This window comes from Rhodanobacter fulvus Jip2, assembly GCF_000264315.1.
In the GTDB taxonomy this organism is placed as follows: Bacteria; Pseudomonadota; Gammaproteobacteria; order Xanthomonadales; family Rhodanobacteraceae; genus Rhodanobacter; species Rhodanobacter fulvus.
This window is the reverse complement of sequence record NZ_AJXU01000072.1, coordinates 19,627-38,099: the sequence shown is the minus strand read 5'-3', so window position 1 is coordinate 38,099 and position 18,473 is coordinate 19,627. Positions and strand designations below refer to the sequence as shown.

The window sequence follows — 18,473 nt, the reverse complement described above, 5'->3', positions numbered from 1 at the left end:
GCCGTGGATCCGCATACCGCCCTGTTCCAGCAACACCGCTCGCGCCTGTTCGGGCTGGCCTATCGCATGCTGGGCGCGCCCGGCGATGCCGAGGATGTGCTGCACGACGCCTGGTTGCGCTGGCACGCGCAGGATGCCGATGCGCTGGACGATCCCGAGGCCTGGCTGGTCACCGTGACCACGCGCATCGCGCTCGATCGCCTGCGTCGTGCCAAGACCGAACGCGCACATTATCCCGGGCCGTGGCTGCCCGAGCCGGCGATCGCCGAATCCGAGCAGCCGGAGGCGCAACTGGAACGCGCCGAAAGCCTCACCCTCACCTTCCTGTTGCTGCTGGAACGCCTCAGCGCAGACGAGCGGGCGGCATTCCTGCTGCACGAAGTGTTCGACTACAGCCATGCGGAAACCGCGGCCATGCTGGACATCAGCGAAGACGCCTGCCGCCAGCGCGTGCATCGGGCGAAGCTGCGCCTGCGCCAGGATCGGCCACGTCAACCGGCCACCAGCCCCGTAACCCAGCAACGCCTGATGGAGCGCTTCATGCAGGCCTTGCAGCGGCCCGATGCAGCCACGCTGCGCGCGTTGTTCGCCGAGGATGCAATGCACGTTTCCGACGGCGGCGGCCTGGCGCGGGCCACGCTGCGTCCGCTGCACGGGGCCGAGCGGCTGTCGCGGTTGTACCTGCAGATTGGGCTGCAGCAGCAAGGCCACGATGTGCACCATGAGATCCGCCAGCTCAACGGCTTGCCGGCCCTGCTGAGCTGGCAGGCCGGCGCGCTGATTTCCGCCAGCTGGATCGACACCGACGGCGAACGCATCACTGCGATCCATGCGCTGCGCCATCCCGGCAAGCTGGCGCGGCTGGCGGTTGTCACGAAAGCGGCGGCTGCCGCGTCCTTGCATTGAACGGCCACTCCCGGCCGCGCCCACAGAGGAAATCCCCGTGCCCCGTTTCAATACCTACAAGCGCCCCGAAGCCATCAAGCCCCTGCTCGCCCTGGTCGACTACGTCAGGGGCTCCGGCCTCGAACAGAGCCTGATCGAGCTGGTGCAGATGCGCGCGTCGCAGCTCAACGGCTGCGCCTATTGCCTGGACATGCACAGCAAGGACGCCCGCGCCGCCGGCGAAACCGAGCAGCGCCTGTACGTGCTGCAGGCCTGGCGCGAGGCGCCGTTCTACACCCCGCGCGAGCGCGCCGCGCTGGCCTGGTGCGAAGCGGTGACCCGGCTCGACCCGGTCCAAGGCGTGCCCGACGAGGTCTACGAACAAGTCCGCGCCGAGTTCGACGAAAACCAGCTGATCGACCTCAACATGGCGGTCATCCTGATCAACAGCTGGAACCGCATCGCCATCCCCTCGCGCGCGGAGCCCGGCCACTACAAGCCCGGCGCGCATTGATCCGCCGCCAACGCGGACCGGGACGGGGAATACCTTCCGGTTGAGCGCTACGCTGCAGCGGTAGCCCAAGGATGGGCAACGCCGCGATCCGTGCGTCGAGGCCCCATCGCTTCGTCATCGAAACCTCCTGTTCACCGCATCCGCCTGGCCATCGGGTTCACTTCGTCTCTTTTGCAACGAGCGATGAAACCTGCCAGGCATACGGCTGAACTCCACGCCGTCGCGCCTGTCATGCACAACGGAGGTCGGCCAATGAAGATATTCGTCGCCGGCGGCACCGGCGCCATCGGCAAAAGCCTGGTGCCGCTGTTGATCGACAGTGGACACCAGGTGATCGTGCTCGGCCGAAGCGCGCGCAAGGCCGCGCCGTTCAGGGCGCTCGGTGCACAGGTCGTCCTCGCCGATGCGCTGAACAAGGAAGAGTTGACGAAGGCCATCCTCGACACCCGGCCGGAGGTGATCATCCACCAGCTGACCGCTATCCCCGCGGCGCTCGACCTCAGGAAATTCGACCGGGATTTCGCCTTGACCAACCGCTTCCGCACCGAGGCCACGGACGTGATGCTGGCGGCGGCACGCAGGGCGGGAACGCGCCGGTTCATCGCACAGAGCTTTTGCGGCTGGCCATTCGCCCGTGAGGGCGGGCCGGTCAAGACCGAAGAGGATTCGCTCGACCCGAATCCGCCGGCAGCCTTCAGCGAGACATTGGCGGCATTGCGGCATCTCGAGAGCGCGGTGCAAGAGGCGCGTGATCTCGAGGCGATCGCCCTGCGCTATGGCTTCCTCTACGGACCGGGCACGGGTATCTCGTCGCAGGGTTCGACGGTCGCGCTCGTGCGCAAACGGAAGATTCCGATCGTCGGCGACGGCGCCGGCATCTGGTCTTTCATCCATGTCGGCGATGCGGCCCGCGCGACCGTCGCCGCCATCTCGCGCGGCCGCCCGGGCATCTACAACATCGTCGACGACGAGCCCGCCCCCGTGGCCACGTGGCTGCCGATGCTGGCGGATGCCGTGGGCGCAAAGCCGCCGCACAAGGTGCCTGCGTGGCTGGCCAGGTTCGCGATCGGCGAGGGCGGCGTGTCCATGATGACGAGGATCCGTGGCGGCTCGAACGCCAAGGCGAAGCGCGAACTCGGCTGGCAGCCGGCCTATCCCACGTGGCGGCGCGGCTTTGCCGACGGGCTCGGTTGACGGCTGCCAAGCCGTAAACTAAACGGCCGCGGACGATGCCGCGGCCGTCGTGTTCAACTCCGGTGTAACGATCAGATCTTCACGCGGCTGGCGATCGCATCGGCGAAGCTGTCGGTGCTGCCCTTGCCGCCCAGGTCCGGGGTGACGCTGTCGCGGTCGTTCGTCATGGTGTCGCGGATCGCCTGGCGCAGCCTGTCGCCCTTGGCCACCATGTCCAGGTAGTCGAGCATGTCAGCGGCGGCCAGCAGCAGCGCGCACGGATTGGCAATGCCCTTGCCGGCGATGTCCGGCGCCGAGCCGTGCACCGCTTCGAAGATCGCCGCGTGCTCGCCGATGTTGTCGCCCGGCGCCAGGCCCAGGCCGCCGACCAGACCGGCGCACAGGTCGGAGAGGATGTCGCCGAACAGGTTGGTGGTGACGATCACGTCGAACTGCTCGGGGCGCATCACCAGCTGCATGCAGGTGTTGTCCACGATCATCTCGTTGAACTCGATCTGCGGATATTCCTTCGCGATCTCGCGCGCCACGTTGAGGAACAGGCCCGAACTGGTCTTCAGGATGTTCGCCTTGTGCACCGCGGTGATCTTCTTGCGGCCCTTCTTCACCGCCAGCTCGAACGCGTAGCGCACGATGCGGCTGCTGCCCTTGCGCGTGTTGCGCGCCACCGACTCGGCGATCTCGCCATCCTCGGACAGCGTCTGCCCCTCGGAGCGATACGCGCCCTCGGTGTTCTCGCGCACGGTGATGATGTCGATGTTCTCGTAGCGCGACTTGGTGCCGGGAAAGCTCACCGCCGGGCGCACGTTCGCGTACAGGTCGAAGTGGCGGCGCAAGGTGACATTGACCGAGGTGAAGCCACCGCCGATCGGCGTGGTCAGCGGGCCCTTCAGGGCGACCTTGTGCTCGGCGATCTTGTCCAGCGTGGCCTTGGGCAGCAGGTCACCGTGCTTGTCCAGCGCCACCATGCCGGCGTCGACAAACTCGTACTTCAGGCCGCAGTCCAGCGCGTCGAGCACGCGCAAGGTGGCGGTCATGATCTCGGGACCGATACCGTCGCCCGGGATCACCGCGATTGTGTTGCTCATGGGGAAACTCCTTGGAATGGGGATACGCGACATCCGGACCGAACGTCGCGCGAAACCCATCAATTATCGCTGATAGGAGTGGCCGCCACCAGCGCGAAGCAGGCGCAGCGCCTTGAAAATACTCGCACGCAGCGTTGCATGATCCCGCAGGGTCAGGCGTGGTCGGCGCAACCCGCGGTGCCCGTGTCGGCGCTGCCCTGCTCCAGTTGATCGAGCAAATCGACGGCTCGGCGCAGGTGCGGGATCACGATCGACCCGCCCACCACGAGACCCACGCTGAACACCTCGAAAAACGCATCGCGCTCGACACCGGCTTCCTTGCACTGGGCCACGTGGTAGCTGATGCAGTCATCGCAACGCAGCACCAGCGACGCGACCAGGCCCAGCATCTCCTTGGTTTTCACGTCCAGCGCGCCGGCCTTGTAGGTTTGCGTGTCCAGCGCGAAGAAGCGCCGCACGACCTGGTTGTCCTCGGCCAGGATGCGCTCGTTCATGCGCTGGCGGAAGGCGGTGAACTCGGCCAGTCGATCGTCGCTCACGCGGCGTCACCTAGCAGTTGCGCCAGCTTGCCGCTGCGGTCGGCGGCGACCAGGTCGTCGAAGCCGCCCACGTGCTGATCGTTGATGAAGATCTGCGGCACGGTGCGGCGTCCGCCGCTGCGCTGGAGCATTGCATCGCGCTGCACCGGGTCGGTGTCGATGCGCACTTCCTGCCACTCCAGCCCTTTCGACTTGAGCAGGTTCTTGGCGCCCACGCAGTACGGGCAGACGGCGGTGGAGTAGATCTCGATCTTCGGCATTACGGCGCTCCGGGGGACGGTCAAAATGATTCAGCCCACACATGCGTCCGCGCGGAAGCCAAATCAAGCATGTACAGGGTAGCCGCGCGGTGCGAACCGCGCCCTCAATGGGTGGTCTGAATGATATTGTCGCCCCCTCATGACCATGCCAGCACACCGCCGCGCGCCGCGCCTCCTGTCCGCCCTGACCCGCGCCCTGCTGTGCGGCACGGGTTTGCTCGCGCCGGTGGCGATGGCGCAGGACAACGTTCGCCTGCCGGATCTGGGCAGTTCGGCGAATGCACTGATTTCGAAGCAGGAAGCGCAGGCTTACGGCGCCTCCATGCTGCGTCAGATGCGGGCGCTGGATATGGTGGTCGACGACCCGCTGGTGGACGATTACATCAACGACCTGGGCTTCCGGCTGGTTGCCGCCAGCGCCAAGCCGGACGAGCATTTTTCGTTCTTCGTGGTGAAGGACCCGGAGATCAACGCCTTCGCGGCGCCGGGCGGCTATGTGGCGGTGAACGCTGGCCTGGTGGCGATCACCCGCAACGAAAGCGAACTGGCCGGCGTCATCGCGCACGAGATCGGCCACATCACGCAGAACCATCTGGAACGGGCATTCGAGGCGTCACGCAAGGATGCTCCCCTGATGGCGCTGGTGTTGCTGGGCGCACTCGCCGCGGGCGCTGCCAACAATACCGGCGACGCGCCGATGGCGGTGCTGGCCGGCGGCCAGGGGCTGATCGCGCAACGTTCGATCAACTTCACCCGCAAGGACGAGATCGAGGCCGACCGCACCGGCATCCAGACCCTGGCCAATGCGGGTTTCGACCCGCGCGGCATGGCCGGTTTCTTCTCGCACATGCAGGACGTGCTCAGCGCCAACGCAGGCGGCATGGGCAATACGCCCAGCATGCTGCAGGATCACCCGGTGACCTCCGCCCGCATCAGCGACGCCAAGTCGCGCGCTGGTGGCCTGATCGCCGCGCAAAAGCTGCGTCCGGGCGGCAGCACCCTGGTCAAGAGCCAGTGGGAAAGCACCACCGCGCCGATCCCGTTCGTGCACGATGTCACCACCTTGTTCAGCCCGTCGGCACAGCAGCGTGGCGAGACGTATGCGCTGATGCGCGAACGCCTGCGCGTGCTGACCGGCGACGCCTCCAAGGAAGCACTGCGCTACCGCTCCAGCTTCGACAAGCACGGCTTCGACACGCTCGCCACGCGCTATGGCTACGCACTGGCGCTCACCCGCAGTGGCGATGGCACGCAGGCCATCGCACAGTTGCAGCCGCTGATCGAAAAGCAGCCGGACAACCTCATCCTGCAACTGGCGATGGCGGATGCCCGCTTGCAGGCCGGCCAGCGCGCCGCCGCGCTGGCCATCTATGAAAAGCTCAACCTGCACTCGCCGCGCAATCGCGCGGTGGCGCTGGCCTACGCCCAGGCACTCACCACCGGCGGCGCGCCCGCACAGGCGGCGACCGCCGCGGAACTGTTGCGCCCCCTGCTGAGCAATGCGGTCGAACCGCAGCTCTACACCGCCTACGCCCGCGCCAGTGAGAAAGCCGGCGACACCGAGCGCGCGGGCGAAGCCTTCGCGGACGCCAGCTACTACTCGGGTCGCCCCTTCGACGCGATGGAACAACTCAAGCGCCTGCTCAAGCGCGACGACCTGGACTACTACGCCCGCGTCCGCATCCAGGCCCGCATCGCCGAACTCACGCCACTGGTGCTGGAACTGCACAAGCGCAAGATCCAGACCCAGGATCGGCCAGACGGCGACCGGTAGCCTGGCAGCGTTCTCAAGAGCGAGTCGATACACGCAGAAGCCCGAAGGCACCGTAATCCCCTCTCCCCTGCGGGGAGAGGGTTGGGGAGAGGGGGCCGGTGCTTGCGGGAAAGATTGGTGACGCGGCTTTTCGGCAGAATGGACAGCTTGTTGCAGGTTTCCCGCGGCGTGTTCCCCCTCTCCCTGCCCTCTCCCCGCAGGGGAGAGGGGATTACGGTGCCCTCGGGCGCAGAGGTGTGGCGATGGCGGCCAACCGCAACATTCACGCGCCTGCTGTCATCCCCACGTAACATTCATCGCTTGAAATATCCCCGTCACAAGCCAACGGCAGAACCGTGCACAAACGTATTCTCATCGTCGAAGATGAAGCATCCATTCGTGACATGGTGGCGTTCGCCCTGCGCAAGGCCGGCATGGACCCGGCCATGGCCGGCGATGCGCGCGAGGCGCAACTGGCCATCGCCGAACGGGTGCCCGACCTGATCCTGTTGGACTGGATGCTGCCGGGAACCAGCGGACTGGAGCTGGCGCGACGCTGGCGCAAGGAAGAGTTGAGCCGCGAGATCCCGATCATCATGCTCACCGCGCGTGGCGAGGAAGTGGATCGCGTCAACGGGCTGGAAGCCGGCGTGGACGACTACGTGGTCAAGCCGTTTTCCACCCGCGAGCTGATCGCGCGCATCAAGGCGGTCCTGCGCCGCAGCCAGGGCGATGACGGCGACGGCATGCTGGAAAGCGGCGGCTTGCGCATCGATGGCCCGGCCCACCGCGTGTTTGCCGGAGACGACCCGGTACCCATCGGGCCCACCGAATACCGCCTGCTGCATTTCTTCATGACCCACGCCGAGCGCGTCTACTCGCGCGCGCAGCTGCTGGATCACGTGTGGGGCGGCAGCGTCTACGTGGAGGAGCGCACGGTCGACGTGCACATCCGCCGCCTGCGCAAGACGCTGGAACCGTGGAAGCTCGACGACCTGGTGCAGACCGTGCGTGGCAGCGGCTATCGTTTCTCCACCCGCGCCTGACGCATTGCATTCTTCCGCACCACCGGACTGAAACGCCCGATGCCTTCCACGAAACCGCTCTGGCAGTTGCCTGCCTTGCTCCTCGCCGGCCTTGTTGCGGGCGCACTGGTCGGCTGGCTGGCGGGCGGGCGCGTCATGGCCGGCATCGCCCTGGTCGCGATCGCCGAAATCCTGGTGTTGCTGATCCACATCCGTCGCTCGACACAGGCGACAGCCACCGTCGACGCATCCGCGCCGCGCAAGTCGCGCCTGCTGGCCAGCCATCTGCGCGACCTGCACGCCACCGCCCGCCAGTGGCCCGACGCGGTGGTGATACTGGACAACGATCAGCGCATACGCTGGTTCAACCGCGCCGCGGAAACGCTGCTGGGCCTGCATCGGCCGAGCGACCGCGCCGTGCGCTGGCCCGAGCGCATGGCCGGCACCGAGCTGGCCGCATGCCTGGATCCGGACGCGGGCGGACTGCCGTACGAAGCCACCGCCCCCGGCCAACCCGAAAGTCAGCTCAGCATCGACCTGCTGCCGTTTGGCGATCGGCAGCAACTACTGCTGGCGCGCGACGTCAGCCACATCAGCCGGCTCGAACAGATCCGCCGCGATTTCGTGGCCAACGTGTCGCACGAATTGCGCACACCGCTGACGGTCATCCACGGCTATCTCGAACTGCTCGATCCGGAGGATGTGCCCGAACTGGCGCCGGTGCTGACCGAGATGCGCTCGCAATCCCGGCGCATGGGCCAGATCGTGGAGGACCTGCTCACCCTGTCACGGCTGGAAACCCAGCATGAAGTCACCGACGAACGGGTGCCGATGGCCGCGCTGCTGGCGATCGTGCACAAGGAGGCGCTGGCGCTGAGCCAGGGGCGGCACCAGATCGCGCTGGAATCCACCGCGGCGATGGACCTGCTCGGTTCGCCACGCGACCTGCACAGCGCGTTGTCCAACCTGGTCAGCAACGCGGTGCGCTACACGCCGACGGGTGGCAGCATCACGATCCGCTGGCAGCGCACGCCCGAGGGCGCACTTTATTCGGTCAGTGACACCGGCTTCGGCATTCCCGCCGCACACCTGGCGCGCCTCACCGAACGTTTCTACCGGGTGTCCTCCAGCCGCTCACGCGAAAGCGGCGGCACCGGCCTGGGCCTGTCCATCGTCAAGCACGTGTTGAACCTGCACCAGGCGCGATTGCAGATAGACAGCACGCCCGGCGTCGGCTCCACCTTCGTCTGCCATTTCGGACGCGCCCGCCTGTTGCCGCCCGAGCACGCCTGATGTCCCGCGGCGCGTCTGTGCGGAAGCCCGCGCAAGCGTAATTCGCCGCCCGGATGTACCGGGCCGGTACATGGGCCAGAATGCACGTATGCCCGATCAAACTTCCCCTGTTCCCGCCGACGTGGATCTGTCCGCCCCCGAGCTGTTTTTCAGCCGCGAGCTGGCCGCGCTGGAATTCAACTTCCGGGTATTGGCGATGGCGCGCGACGCCACTGTGCCGCTGCTGGAACGGCTGCGCTACCTCAGCATCGTGGCCAGCAACCTGGACGAATTCTTCGAAGTGCGCGTGGCGATGCTCAAGCACCACCACGCCTACGGCTCGGCCGCGCCAGGGCCGGATGGATTGCTGTCGGGCGAATTGCTGTCGCGCATCCGCAGCCGGGTACTGGACCTGGTGGCACTGCAATACGCCACCTGGCAGGAGCAACTCAGCCCGCAGCTCGACGCGGAGCGCATCCACATCCTCACCCGCCAGCAGTGGGAGCCGCGCCAGCGCCGCTGGCTGCAAGGCTATTTCGAGCACGAGGTGCTGCCGGTGCTGTCGCCGCTGGGGCTGGACCCGTCGCACCCGTTTCCGCGCATCCTCAACAAGACACTGAATATCGCGGTGGTACTGAAGGGGCGCGACGCGTTCGGTCATGAAGGTCACATGGCGTTGGTGCGGGCGCCGCGCTCGCTGCCGCGGATCATCCGCCTGCCCGACGAGGTATGCGGCGAGGGCGACCACTTCGTGTTCCTGGCCGAGTTGCTGCAGGCGTTTGTCGACCTGATGTTTCCGGGCTTCAAGGTGGTGGGCTCGTACCAGTTCCGCGTCACCCGCAACAGCGAGCTGATGGTGGAAGAGGCGGAGATCGAGAACCTGGCGCTGGCGTTGAGCGAAGAGCTGATCGGCCGCGGCTATGCGCGGCCGGCGCGGCTGGAAGTCGCCGACGATTGTCCGAAATCGATCACCGCCATGCTGACCCGGAATTTCCAGCTGGAGGAAGCGGACGTCTACCGTTGCGACGGGCCGGTCAACATCATCCGCGCGGGCATGATCTACGAGTGGGTGGACCGGCCGGAGCTGAAGTTTCCGCACTTCGTGTCGCAGTTGCCGCCCGCGCTGGACGCCAGCCACAACAAGTTCGACCTGATCGCGCAGCGCGACGTGCTGCTGCACCACCCGTACCAGAGCTTCGGCGCGGTGATCGACCTGCTGCGCCAGGCGTCGGTCGACCCGCAGGTACTGGCCATCAAGCAGACGCTGTACCGCGCCGGCGAGGACACCCCGCTGGTCGACCTGCTGGTGGAGGCGGCGCGTCACGGCAAGGACGTGACCGTGGTGATCGAGCTGCGTGCGCGTTTCGACGAGGCCGCCAATATCCACCTGGCCACGCGGCTGCAGGAGGCCGGCGTGCAGGTGGTCTACGGCGTGGTGGGCTACAAGACGCACGCCAAGATGCTGTTGATCGTGCGCCGCGAGGGTGAGGTCCTGCGCCGCTACGCGCACCTGTCCACCGGCAACTACCACCAGGGCAACAGCCGCGTGTACACCGACATCGGCCTGATGACCGCCAACCCGGAAATCGGCGAGGACCTGCACAAGGTGTTCCAGCAACTGTCGGGTCTGGGCCCGGTGATCGAGCTGAAACGGTTGCTGCATTCGCCCTTCACGCTGTACCCCAGCGTGGTGGCGAAGATCGCCCGCGAAACCGAGCACGCCCGCGCCGGCCGCCCCGCCCGCATCGTGGCCAAGCTCAACGCGCTGAACGATGCGCGGGTGATCGGCGCGCTGTACCGCGCCTCGCAGGCCGGCGTGGAGATCGACCTGATCGTGCGCGGCGCCTGCACCCTGCGGCCGGGGCTGCCCGGCATTTCCGAACGCATCCGGGTGCGCTCCATCGTGGGGCGTTTCCTGGAGCACAGCCGCGTGTACTGGTTCGCCAACAACGGCGATCCCGACCTGTATTGCGCCAGTGCCGACTGGATGGAGCGCAACCTGATGCGCCGCATCGAGATCGCCTTCCCCATCCTCGACCCGCAACTGGCCGCCCGCGTGTTCGAGGAGACGCTGGCCAACGGATTGGCCGACAACACCCAGGCCTGGCTGCTCGACAGCGACGGCCACTACGTCCGCGCCGAACCCGGCGACGATCCGCCGTACAGCGCCCAGCGCGCCCTGCTGCAGCGGTTCTGCGCATGAGCGGTCATTGCTGCACTGCGCCATCCGCGTGCGAGAATGCGCGTCCGGCCCCCCACGGAGTACGCGCTTGAGCCCGGCGGAACAAATCCCCATTCGCGACGGCGAGCTGATCGCCTCGGTGGACATGGGTTCCAACAGTTTCCACATGGTGGTGGCTCGGGTCGAACACGGCGAACCGCGCGTGATCGACCGCCTGCGCGACACCGTGCGCATGGCCGCCGGCCTGCGTGCGGACGGTTCGCTCGACGCCGCCCACCGCACCCGCGCGCTGGCCTGCCTGGCCCGTTTCGGCCAGCGCATCGCCGGGCTTCCGGCCCTGCGGGTGCGCGCGGTAGCCACCAACACCGTGCGCCGGCTGGCGTCGCCGCAGGTGTTCCTGACCGCGGCCGAGGCGGCGCTGGGCCACCCGATCGAGATCGTGTCCGGCCGCGAGGAAGGCCGCTTGATCTTCCTCGGCGCCGCGCACGATCTGCCCGCCTCGCGCGAACCGCGGCTGGTGATCGACGTGGGCGGCGGCAGCACCGAGTTCATCATCGGCCGCGGCCTGGCGCCACTGCATACCGAGAGCGTGCAGGCCGGCTGCATCGCCTCCACGTTGCGTTTCTTCCCCGGCGGCAAGCTCACCCGCAAGCGCTGGCAGCGCGCCACCAGCGACATCGGCGTGCTGCTGCAACAGTTTGCCGAGGACTTCCGTGAATCGGGCTGGCGCGACGCGTTCGGTTCGTCGGGCACCGCCAAGTCGATCGGCGCGGTGGTGCAGGCGATGAAATTCTCCGACGACGGCATCACCCCCGCGGCGCTGGCTTCGCTGCGCGACGTGCTGCTGGAACAGGGCAACATCAATGCGATCAAGCTGCCCGGGCTGGTCGAGGAGCGCGTACCGGTGATCGCCGGCGGACTGGTGGTGTTCGAGGCCGCGTTCGCCGCGTTGGGCATCGAGCGCCTGCAGGTCTGCGAAAGCTCGATGCGCGAAGGCGTGCTGTGGGATCTGCTGGGCCGCGCCGGCGGCGACGATCCGCGCACCGCCAGCATCGACGCCCTGGCCGCCCGCTATGGCGTCGACCGCGCACAGTCGCGGCGCGTGGAAGCGACCGCGCTCAACCTGTTCGACCAGGCGGCCAAGCCCTGGAAACTGGCCGCCGACGCGCGCGAATGGTTGTCCTGGGCCGCGCGCGTGCACGAGATCGGCCTGGCCATCGCGCACAGCCAGCACCACCATCACGGCGCCTACATCCTGCGTCATGCCGACCTCGCCGGTTTCTCGCGGCAGGAGCAGCAACTGCTGGCCGCGGTGATCGAACTGCACCGGCGCAAACCGGACAAGAGCGTGGTCTCCGCGCTGCCACAGCGCTACCGGCAACTGGCACGTCATATCACGGCGTTGCTGCGACTGGCCGTGCTGTTCCGCCGCGCCCGCCGCGCCGAGTCGCTACCGCCGATGCGCCTGACCGCCACGCGCCAACGCCTGCGACTGGCACTTCCCGCCAGCTGGCTCGATCAGCACCCGCTGAGCGAAGCCGACCTGCAGCACGAGCAGGCGCCGATGACGGAACTCGGCCTCACCCTCGAAATCACCCGCTGCTGACACTTGGCTCCCTTCCCTGCATCGCAGGGGAGGGCTGGGGTGGGGTCCGCTTTTGATCTTCCCGGCCAGCCCGGACAACCCCCTCCCAACCTCCCCCTGCACGCAGGGGGAGGGGCCAAGGCCTGCGCACCTCCGCTCCCTCCCCTGCATCGAGGGGAGAGCTGGGGTGGGGTCCGCTTTTGATCTTCCCGGCCAGCCCGGACAACCCCCTCCCAACCTCCCCCTGCACGCAGGGGGAGGGGCCAAAGCTCGCGCTCCCTCCCCTGCTTGCAGGGGAGGGCTGGGGAGGGGTGCGCTTTTGACCTTCTCCCCGACCCACGCAACCTGCCCACGTGCCTTCAGCCAAGTCTGCCGCGTATCATGGCCGGCACGTCCCAAAGCGTTGATGCCCATGTTCAAGACCGTTCTCGCCGCCCTTTTCCTGATCGTGCCGCTGTCGTCGCAGGCACAAACGGCCAAGCCCGCAGCCTCCACCGAAGCGGCCACGACCGCTGCCGCGCCGCCCCCGCAGGTGCTGCTGAAAACATCCCAGGGCGACATCACGCTGGAGCTGTACCCGGACAAGGCGCCGAAAAGCGTGGCCAACTTCCTGCAGTATGTGCGCGACGGTTTCTACAACGGCACCCTGCTGCACCGGGCGATCCCCGGTTATCTGGTGCAAGGCGGCCTGTATACCCGCGACCTGCAGCCCAAGCGCACGCGGCCGGCGGTGGCCAGCGAGGCGGACAACGGCCTGTCCAATCTGCGCGGCACGGTGGCGGTGGCGCGTGGCGCCGATCCCAACTCCGGCACCGCACAGTTCTTCTTCAACCTGGTCGACAACCGCCGGCTGGATTTCGTGGGCAGCCAGAGCGGCCTGACCTGGGGCTATGCCGTGTTCGGCAAGGTCATCAAGGGCATGGACGTGGTCGACAAGATCGCCGCCCTGCCCAGCCGCGCGCTGGGTCCGTTCGCCGGCGACGTGCCCAATCCGCTGGTGGTGATCGAGAACGCCCACGTGATCGGCGAGGAGCTGCCGGCTTCTGCCAGCAGCGCCGCGCCGGCCGAGGCGGCACCTGCAAAATCGGCGGCCGGCAAAGGCAGGAAATCCGCCAAGCCGGCCAGGGACTGATCCGCCCATGACCACCTTGTTCATCGCCGACCTGCACCTGGACCCGGCCCGCCCGCAGATCACCGAGCTGTTCGAGCGCTATCTGGCCAGCGACGAAGTGCGCCAGGCCGACGCGTTGTACATCCTGGGCGATCTGGTGGAAGCGTGGATCGGCGACGACGACGATGCCGAACTTCCCGCCCGCATCGCCCGCGCCATCCGCGGCGTACGTGACGCCGGCGTGCCGGTGTACTTCATGGTCGGCAACCGCGACTTTCTGCTGGGCCAGGATTTCGCCAACCGCGCCGGCTTCGAGTTGCTGGATGACGGCACCGTGCACACCCTGCACGGCCAGCCCACCCTGCTGATGCACGGCGACGTGCTGTGCACCGATGACGTCGCCTACCAGGCGGTGCGCCAGCAGGTGCGCACGCCGCAATGGCAGGCCCAAGTCCTGTCGATGCCACTGGACGCGCGCCGCGCCTTCGCCGCCAAGGCGCGCGAAGACAGCCGCGCCCACACCGGCAGCACCATGGAAACCATCATGGACGTCAACGCCGAGGCCGTCGCCAATGCCATGCGCCAGGCCGGCGTGACACGTCTGATCCACGGCCATACCCACCGCCCCGCCGTGCACCGTTTCCAACTGGACGGCCAAACCGCCGAGCGCATCGTGCTGGGCGACTGGTACGAGCACGGCTCGGTGCTGAAGGTGGACGCGAACGGCGCCACGCTGCACGGCCTGGGCGCCGAGTGAACCACCCGCGGCAGGGCGTTTGCGCCAGCTGACCGCGGGCCAACCGGCATCACCTTGCGCATACGCGCCGCTGACCAGCATCGGGATTCCACCGACAACGGAGTATCGACCCATGCCCATGGTTCGCTTTCGCCTGACCGGCAGCCGCGCCGACGCCGACGCCATGATCGCCGCCCTGCACGGCATCAACGACATCGAGCACGTCGAGGAAATCGACGACGTGATGGGCGGCATGCGCGACGATTCCAGCTCCAGCGATTCGGTAAGCGACAGCGAAGCGCAGCTCTACCGCATCGAGGTGGACGCGCCCAATGACATGCTCGCCGACACCGTGCGCGGCAGCGCGGAGGCGATCGCCCGCGAGCTGGACGCCGGCATCGAGTTCACCGACGAGTTCTGATCGGCGGATTCAACCGGGCGTCTGCGCGCGCCCGTAGTCGGCATCCAGTACCGGCTCCCAGCTGGCGCCCTCGTCGAACGAACTTTCCAGTGTGAAGCGATAGCCGCGCGCATCGGGCATCGTGTAGATGTGCCGGCTCTGGCCGCGCGGCGAGCGCCGCACAAAGACCAGGCGTTCGCCATCCCAGTAGCCGGCCGCGGGCTGCTGCGGCACGAAGCCGTAGCTGTCGAACCAGTACAGGCTGAAGCGCTCCTCCGCCTCCGCCACGAACACCGCATGAACCTGCAAGGCCGGCTGGCCATCGCGCTCCTCACGATAATCCTGCACCAGGATGCGGCCACCCAGCTCCATCCGCGCGCTGATCACGCCAAGCGCGTTGCCACCCGGCCCCCATCGCGTGGCGGCGATGCGCTCCTCGCCGGCCCAATTACCTGCCCATTGTTGCAACAGCTTCATCGGAACCTCCCTTCAGATGCTCAAAGCTTGTCTCAATCGGCCGCGCGCGGCACCAGCATGTGCTTGGCCAGGTGGCCGTGCAGCCGGCCCAGGCCACGCGCCAGGTGCAGCGTGGCAAACAGCAGCACGATGCCCACCACGCAGAGGGCGATCGCATCGCCCCAACCCGGCACATGCTCGCCAAAACCCCAGTCCACCACCACCTGATTGTTCACATACAGGCCCGACAACCACTCGTTGCGGAACAGGTACGCCACCGGAAAACCGATGAGCCCCGCCGCCAGGCTCAGCAAGATCACGGCCAGGGTGAAATACGCCACACCCAGCGGCAGCATCAGCCACATGTAGCAAAGCGTGGTCCACGTATGCACGTCGGTGAACATGCTGCCGATGCGCTGCATCAGCGTCATGCCATGGGTTGGATACACCGGCCGTCGCGGCATCCGCACACCCAGCATCGCCTCCACCACCCGCCCTTCCACCAGCGACAAGACCCGCACGCTGCCGAAGAACAACACGATGAACGGCAAGCCGATGATCAGCACCGACAAGCCCGCCGACAATGCCAGCCCGGCCACCGTCCAGGTGAAATAGAAAATGCCCGTGGCCAGCGCCAGCAGCATGTAGAACAGCGCGCCGTAGGTGCGCGTATCGACCGCCACGCCGAAGAAGCGCCCGGCCAGCGAACGCGGCTGCGGTGCGGGCGGCGGACGGATCGCCCGCTGAATTTTTATCTCCTGGTCCCGATATATCTCGGCCACCTCGTCGGGTGCGCCGTAGCTGCCCGCCACCTGTTCCAGCATAGTGGCCTCGTCTCGCTCCGGCTGTTCGGCCAGCTCGGCACGAAGATGCTCCTCGGCGTCGTACAGCGCATCCTGGATCAACGCCGGGTCGGCGTCGCGCAAGGCCGCGCGCAGCTGGCTCAAGTATTCGACGATGCTACGTGGCGTACTCATGACACCCCTCCTTGCAAGACGTTGTCGACACAATCGCGTGTGGCACTCCACGCCGCGGCCCAGGCACGCAAGGCTTCGCGCCCCGGTTTGGTGATGCGGTAATAGCGCCGCGGCGGACCGCTGACGGACGGCTCGACCTCACTGGCCAGCAACCCCGCCGCCTCCAGGTTGCGCAACACCGGGTACAGCGCACTCTGCTTGCCCGCCAGCACGCCCTCCCCCGATGCCTCCAGTTGCTTGGCGATCTGGTAGCCATACATGGGCCGGCGCGCCTGCCCCAGAATCGCCAGCAGCACCAGGGATACCGTCCCGCTGGAAAGCTCCTTCTGGAATTTCTTCAGTTGCCCAGCGTTGTCGTCCACGAGCATGTCTTCCCCACTACACACAGTGGAGTCGACCATAGTATTAACTTAAACCTAGTGAATGAGCCGGAAGTCATGCCCATGGGCTGAACTGGCCATCGTCGCTGGTGCTCCTTTGGTCTGCTGAGACCGGGAGAAGACCCGCGGCTATCGAGGTCATTAAGCAGGCCGGCGCCTGGAATCCGGTCAGGCTGCGGGATGCCCTGCTTTCATGCCATCAGGATCATCTGCGGAAGCGACGTCTGTCGCCATGCTTTCGCTCACCTGCACGTCGGGCAGCTGGGGAGCAAAGAGCATCCCCCGGATGGCGAGCACGCGATGGCCGTGGTTTTCAGAAAATCGGATGATCCGCCTGGCACAACGACACCACCATCTGCCGCAACCAGCGATGCGCCGGATCGGCATCCATGCGCGGATGCCACATCGCCGAGATGCTTATTTCCGGCGTCTGCACTGGGAGTTCGAAACGCTGGAGTCCGGCCGTCGTCGCCGGGCTGTCGGCAAGGCCATGGCCGAGACAAAAGCTTGGCACCAGGGCCACCAGATCCGAATGACGTGCCAGCCGCATCGCATCCGCGTGTGCCGGTACCACGACGGATATCGTGCGGCGCAATCCCAGTGCTTCGAGGGCGTCATCGACCGGCCCGGTGACGTGCGCCTTTCGTGACGCGACCACGTGACGGCAAGCCGCGTATCGCCTGGCCGTCACGCCCCGTCCGGTCAAGAGAGGGTGTCCTGCGCGAGCGACGCCGACGAAGCGGTCGCGAAACAGAAGCTGTGTGCGCATCTCCGGTGCAAGCGACTTGATGACGCCGATCTCCAGGTCGATCAGCCCTTCGCGCAATGGAGCCACGTCCTTGTTCGGCTTCGGTGCGAAACGCAGGCAAACGCGCGGGGACGCTTCCGCGATGGCGGCGCACAAGGGCATGGAAAAGAACTGGATGAAGGCTTCGCTGGCGCGGATGGTGAACGTGCGTTCCAGCGCGCCGGGGTCCAGCGGATCGCTGCGCGGCCGCAGGGTTGCTTGCACTTCGCGCGTCAACGCATGGACGCGATCGCGCAACGACGCCGCGTGTGGTGTGGGTACCAGTCCACGCCCCGCGCGCACCAGCAACGGGTCGCCGGTGGCCGCGCGAAGGCGTGCGAGCGTGCGGCTCATCGCCGACGCACTCAAGCCAAGACGGCGCGCCGCACCAGTGACGCTGCCCTCGGCAAGCAACACATCGAGTGCGACCAGGAGATTCAAATCCACGTTTTGCATCTCGCGAGCTTAAGTCATTCAGAGCGTCACGCATGGCGTCAAACGCAATCATGCTTTGCATTTGATGCGTCTGGCGCCCGTTCATTTCACCTGCCACGATCACCACCGCCCATCGTGAGCGGAGAAAAACCATGGCAGCGAAATCCACCAACGGCAGCATCCTCATCATCGGCGCATCGCGCGGACTGGGCCACGCGATGGCCGCCGAGTTTCTGGAAAAGGGATGGCAGGTGATCGGCACGGTTCGAGGGGAAAAGCGCACGTTGCTGCACGATCTGGCGGATGAAAACCCGGGCCGGGTCGAGATTGCGCACCTCGATATCACTGTGCCGGAGCAGATCGCGGCGCTGCATGACCGCTTCGCCGCGCGCCGCTTCGACATCCTGTTCGTGAACGCAGGCACCGCCAACACGCATCAGGGAGACACGATCGCCGACGTCTCGACGCAAGAGTTCGCCGAGGTGATGGTCACCAATGCGCTCGGCCCGATGCGCGTCATCGAGGCGCTGCAGGACCTGGTGACCGCCACGGGCCTGATCGGCGTCATGTCATCCGGCCAGGGCAGCGTCGGCAACAACGAAAATGGCGGGCGCGAAGTCTATCGCGCCAGCAAGGCCGCCCTGAACCAGTGCATGCGCAGCTACGCCGCCCGCCATGCCGATGAGCAGCGTGCCCTGTTGTTGATGGCGCCGGGCTGGATTCGTACCGATCTCGGCGGGCCGGACGCACGGTTCAGCATGGAAGAAACCGTTCCGGACATCGTGGATGTGATTATCGGCAAGCAGGGCAAGCCTGGCTTGGAGTATCTGGATCGGTTTGGTGAGGTAGTGACTTGGTGATGGGGTGGGCGTGAGGGGTGCTCTATCGGTGGGGCGC

Annotated in this window: 19 protein-coding genes; 12 read left to right on the top strand and 7 right to left on the bottom strand. The window is 66.8% G+C overall.

Annotation, left to right across the window (positions count from 1 at the left end; translation table 11 throughout):
- The first annotated feature begins 3 nt into the window (after window positions 1-3).
- The 3 genes from sigJ (at window position 4) to UU9_RS15210 (ending at window position 2,593) form a co-directional block, all read left to right on the top strand.
- Window positions 4-906 carry an RNA polymerase sigma factor SigJ gene (sigJ, locus tag UU9_RS15220; protein WP_040671198.1) on the top strand — a complete coding sequence of 301 codons (903 nt, stop codon included), beginning with the start codon at window positions 4-6 and terminating at the stop codon, window positions 904-906.
- 37 nt (window positions 907-943) lie between these two features.
- The gene (locus tag UU9_RS15215; protein WP_007082664.1) at window positions 944-1,399 is read left to right on the top strand and encodes a carboxymuconolactone decarboxylase family protein; all 456 of its coding nucleotides are present in this window, start codon (window positions 944-946) and stop codon (window positions 1,397-1,399) included.
- Between the two features lie 252 nt (window positions 1,400-1,651).
- Window positions 1,652-2,593, top strand: coding sequence for an NAD-dependent epimerase/dehydratase family protein (locus UU9_RS15210; protein WP_007082663.1), 942 nt, complete (start codon window positions 1,652-1,654; stop codon window positions 2,591-2,593).
- Window positions 2,594-2,664: 71 nt separating this feature from the next.
- On the opposite strand, the gene UU9_RS15205 is transcribed toward UU9_RS15210, so the two are convergent.
- The 3 genes from UU9_RS15205 to grxC form a co-directional block, all read right to left on the bottom strand.
- The gene (locus tag UU9_RS15205) at window positions 2,665-3,678 is read right to left on the bottom strand and encodes an isocitrate dehydrogenase (RefSeq protein WP_007082662.1); all 1,014 of its coding nucleotides are present in this window, start codon (window positions 3,676-3,678) and stop codon (window positions 2,665-2,667) included.
- Between the two features lie 152 nt (window positions 3,679-3,830).
- The gene (locus UU9_RS15200; protein ID WP_237710303.1) at window positions 3,831-4,172 is read right to left on the bottom strand and encodes a carboxymuconolactone decarboxylase family protein; all 342 of its coding nucleotides are present in this window, start codon (window positions 4,170-4,172) and stop codon (window positions 3,831-3,833) included.
- Window positions 4,173-4,213: 41 nt separating this feature from the next.
- Complete coding sequence (gene grxC, locus UU9_RS15195; RefSeq protein WP_007082660.1) at window positions 4,214-4,477, bottom strand: glutaredoxin 3; 264 nt, start codon at window positions 4,475-4,477, stop codon at window positions 4,214-4,216.
- A 139-nt stretch (window positions 4,478-4,616) separates the two neighbouring features.
- On the opposite strand from grxC, the gene UU9_RS15190 reads away from it, so the two are divergent.
- The 8 genes from UU9_RS15190 (at window position 4,617) to UU9_RS15155 (ending at window position 14,562) form a co-directional block, all read left to right on the top strand.
- A complete protein-coding gene (locus UU9_RS15190; protein ID WP_007082659.1) occupies window positions 4,617-6,251 on the top strand; it encodes a M48 family metalloprotease in 1,635 nt (544 codons plus the stop codon).
- 335 nt (window positions 6,252-6,586) lie between these two features.
- Entirely contained in the window at window positions 6,587-7,276 is a 690-nt protein-coding gene (gene phoB / locus UU9_RS15185; RefSeq protein ID WP_007082658.1) for a phosphate regulon transcriptional regulator PhoB, read from the top strand.
- 39 nt (window positions 7,277-7,315) lie between these two features.
- The gene (phoR, locus tag UU9_RS15180; RefSeq protein ID WP_007082657.1) at window positions 7,316-8,548 is read left to right on the top strand and encodes a phosphate regulon sensor histidine kinase PhoR; all 1,233 of its coding nucleotides are present in this window, start codon (window positions 7,316-7,318) and stop codon (window positions 8,546-8,548) included.
- 70 nt (window positions 8,549-8,618) lie between these two features.
- Complete coding sequence (gene ppk1 / locus UU9_RS15175; protein WP_040671177.1) at window positions 8,619-10,730, top strand: polyphosphate kinase 1; 2,112 nt, start codon at window positions 8,619-8,621, stop codon at window positions 10,728-10,730.
- A gap of 124 nt (window positions 10,731-10,854) precedes the next feature.
- Complete coding sequence (locus UU9_RS15170) at window positions 10,855-12,315, top strand: Ppx/GppA phosphatase family protein (protein ID WP_193385317.1); 1,461 nt, start codon at window positions 10,855-10,857, stop codon at window positions 12,313-12,315.
- A 391-nt stretch (window positions 12,316-12,706) separates the two neighbouring features.
- Window positions 12,707-13,426, top strand: a complete 720-nt coding sequence (locus tag UU9_RS15165) for a peptidylprolyl isomerase (RefSeq protein ID WP_040671194.1) — start codon at window positions 12,707-12,709, stop codon at window positions 13,424-13,426.
- 7 nt (window positions 13,427-13,433) lie between these two features.
- Window positions 13,434-14,162: a UDP-2,3-diacylglucosamine diphosphatase gene (locus UU9_RS15160; protein ID WP_007082653.1), complete on the top strand. Its 729-nt coding sequence runs from the start codon at window positions 13,434-13,436 to the stop codon at window positions 14,160-14,162.
- A 112-nt stretch (window positions 14,163-14,274) separates the two neighbouring features.
- Window positions 14,275-14,562, top strand: a complete 288-nt coding sequence (locus tag UU9_RS15155) for a hypothetical protein (protein WP_007082652.1) — start codon at window positions 14,275-14,277, stop codon at window positions 14,560-14,562.
- A gap of 9 nt (window positions 14,563-14,571) precedes the next feature.
- Here the strand turns inward: UU9_RS15155 and UU9_RS15150 are convergent, their stop codons facing one another.
- The 4 genes from UU9_RS15150 to UU9_RS15135 form a co-directional block, all read right to left on the bottom strand.
- Window positions 14,572-15,018, bottom strand: coding sequence for a DUF1579 family protein (locus tag UU9_RS15150; protein WP_007082651.1), 447 nt, complete (start codon window positions 15,016-15,018; stop codon window positions 14,572-14,574).
- A 32-nt stretch (window positions 15,019-15,050) separates the two neighbouring features.
- Window positions 15,051-15,974 carry a sensor domain-containing protein gene (locus UU9_RS15145; protein ID WP_007082650.1) on the bottom strand — a complete coding sequence of 308 codons (924 nt, stop codon included), beginning with the start codon at window positions 15,972-15,974 and terminating at the stop codon, window positions 15,051-15,053.
- Complete coding sequence (locus UU9_RS15140) at window positions 15,971-16,342, bottom strand: PadR family transcriptional regulator (protein ID WP_007082649.1); 372 nt, start codon at window positions 16,340-16,342, stop codon at window positions 15,971-15,973. The genes UU9_RS15145 and UU9_RS15140 overlap by 4 nt, the downstream gene beginning before the upstream one ends.
- A gap of 325 nt (window positions 16,343-16,667) precedes the next feature.
- Window positions 16,668-17,597, bottom strand: coding sequence for a LysR family transcriptional regulator (locus UU9_RS15135; protein ID WP_007082648.1), 930 nt, complete (start codon window positions 17,595-17,597; stop codon window positions 16,668-16,670).
- A gap of 131 nt (window positions 17,598-17,728) precedes the next feature.
- On the opposite strand from UU9_RS15135, the gene UU9_RS15130 reads away from it, so the two are divergent.
- Window positions 17,729-18,436 carry an SDR family oxidoreductase gene (locus tag UU9_RS15130; protein WP_007082647.1) on the top strand — a complete coding sequence of 236 codons (708 nt, stop codon included), beginning with the start codon at window positions 17,729-17,731 and terminating at the stop codon, window positions 18,434-18,436.
- Window positions 18,437-18,473: the final 37 nt, after the last annotated feature.

Excerpts from the sequence above, each read along its gene's own strand:
- UU9_RS15210 (WP_007082663.1), top strand. The coding sequence starts at position 1,652 with ATGAAGATATTCGTCGCCGGCGGCACCGGCGCCATCGGCAAAAGCCTG.
- UU9_RS15205 (WP_007082662.1), bottom strand. The coding sequence starts at position 3,678 with ATGAGCAACACAATCGCGGTGATCCCGGGCGACGGTATCGGTCCCGAG.
- UU9_RS15200 (WP_237710303.1), bottom strand. The coding sequence starts at position 4,172 with ATGAACGAGCGCATCCTGGCCGAGGACAACCAGGTCGTGCGGCGCTTC.
- grxC (WP_007082660.1), bottom strand. The coding sequence starts at position 4,477 with ATGCCGAAGATCGAGATCTACTCCACCGCCGTCTGCCCGTACTGCGTG.
- UU9_RS15190 (WP_007082659.1), top strand. The coding sequence starts at position 4,617 with ATGACCATGCCAGCACACCGCCGCGCGCCGCGCCTCCTGTCCGCCCTG.
- phoR (WP_007082657.1), top strand. The coding sequence starts at position 7,316 with ATGCCTTCCACGAAACCGCTCTGGCAGTTGCCTGCCTTGCTCCTCGCC.
- ppk1 (WP_040671177.1), top strand. The coding sequence starts at position 8,619 with ATGGGCCAGAATGCACGTATGCCCGATCAAACTTCCCCTGTTCCCGCC.
- UU9_RS15170 (WP_193385317.1), top strand. The coding sequence starts at position 10,855 with ATGGGTTCCAACAGTTTCCACATGGTGGTGGCTCGGGTCGAACACGGC.
- UU9_RS15165 (WP_040671194.1), top strand. The coding sequence starts at position 12,707 with ATGTTCAAGACCGTTCTCGCCGCCCTTTTCCTGATCGTGCCGCTGTCG.
- UU9_RS15160 (WP_007082653.1), top strand. The coding sequence starts at position 13,434 with ATGACCACCTTGTTCATCGCCGACCTGCACCTGGACCCGGCCCGCCCG.
- UU9_RS15155 (WP_007082652.1), top strand. The coding sequence starts at position 14,275 with ATGCCCATGGTTCGCTTTCGCCTGACCGGCAGCCGCGCCGACGCCGAC.
- UU9_RS15150 (WP_007082651.1), bottom strand. The coding sequence starts at position 15,018 with ATGAAGCTGTTGCAACAATGGGCAGGTAATTGGGCCGGCGAGGAGCGC.
- UU9_RS15145 (WP_007082650.1), bottom strand. The coding sequence starts at position 15,974 with ATGAGTACGCCACGTAGCATCGTCGAATACTTGAGCCAGCTGCGCGCG.
- UU9_RS15140 (WP_007082649.1), bottom strand. The coding sequence starts at position 16,342 with ATGCTCGTGGACGACAACGCTGGGCAACTGAAGAAATTCCAGAAGGAG.
- UU9_RS15135 (WP_007082648.1), bottom strand. The coding sequence starts at position 17,597 with ATGCAAAACGTGGATTTGAATCTCCTGGTCGCACTCGATGTGTTGCTT.
- UU9_RS15130 (WP_007082647.1), top strand. The coding sequence starts at position 17,729 with ATGGCAGCGAAATCCACCAACGGCAGCATCCTCATCATCGGCGCATCG.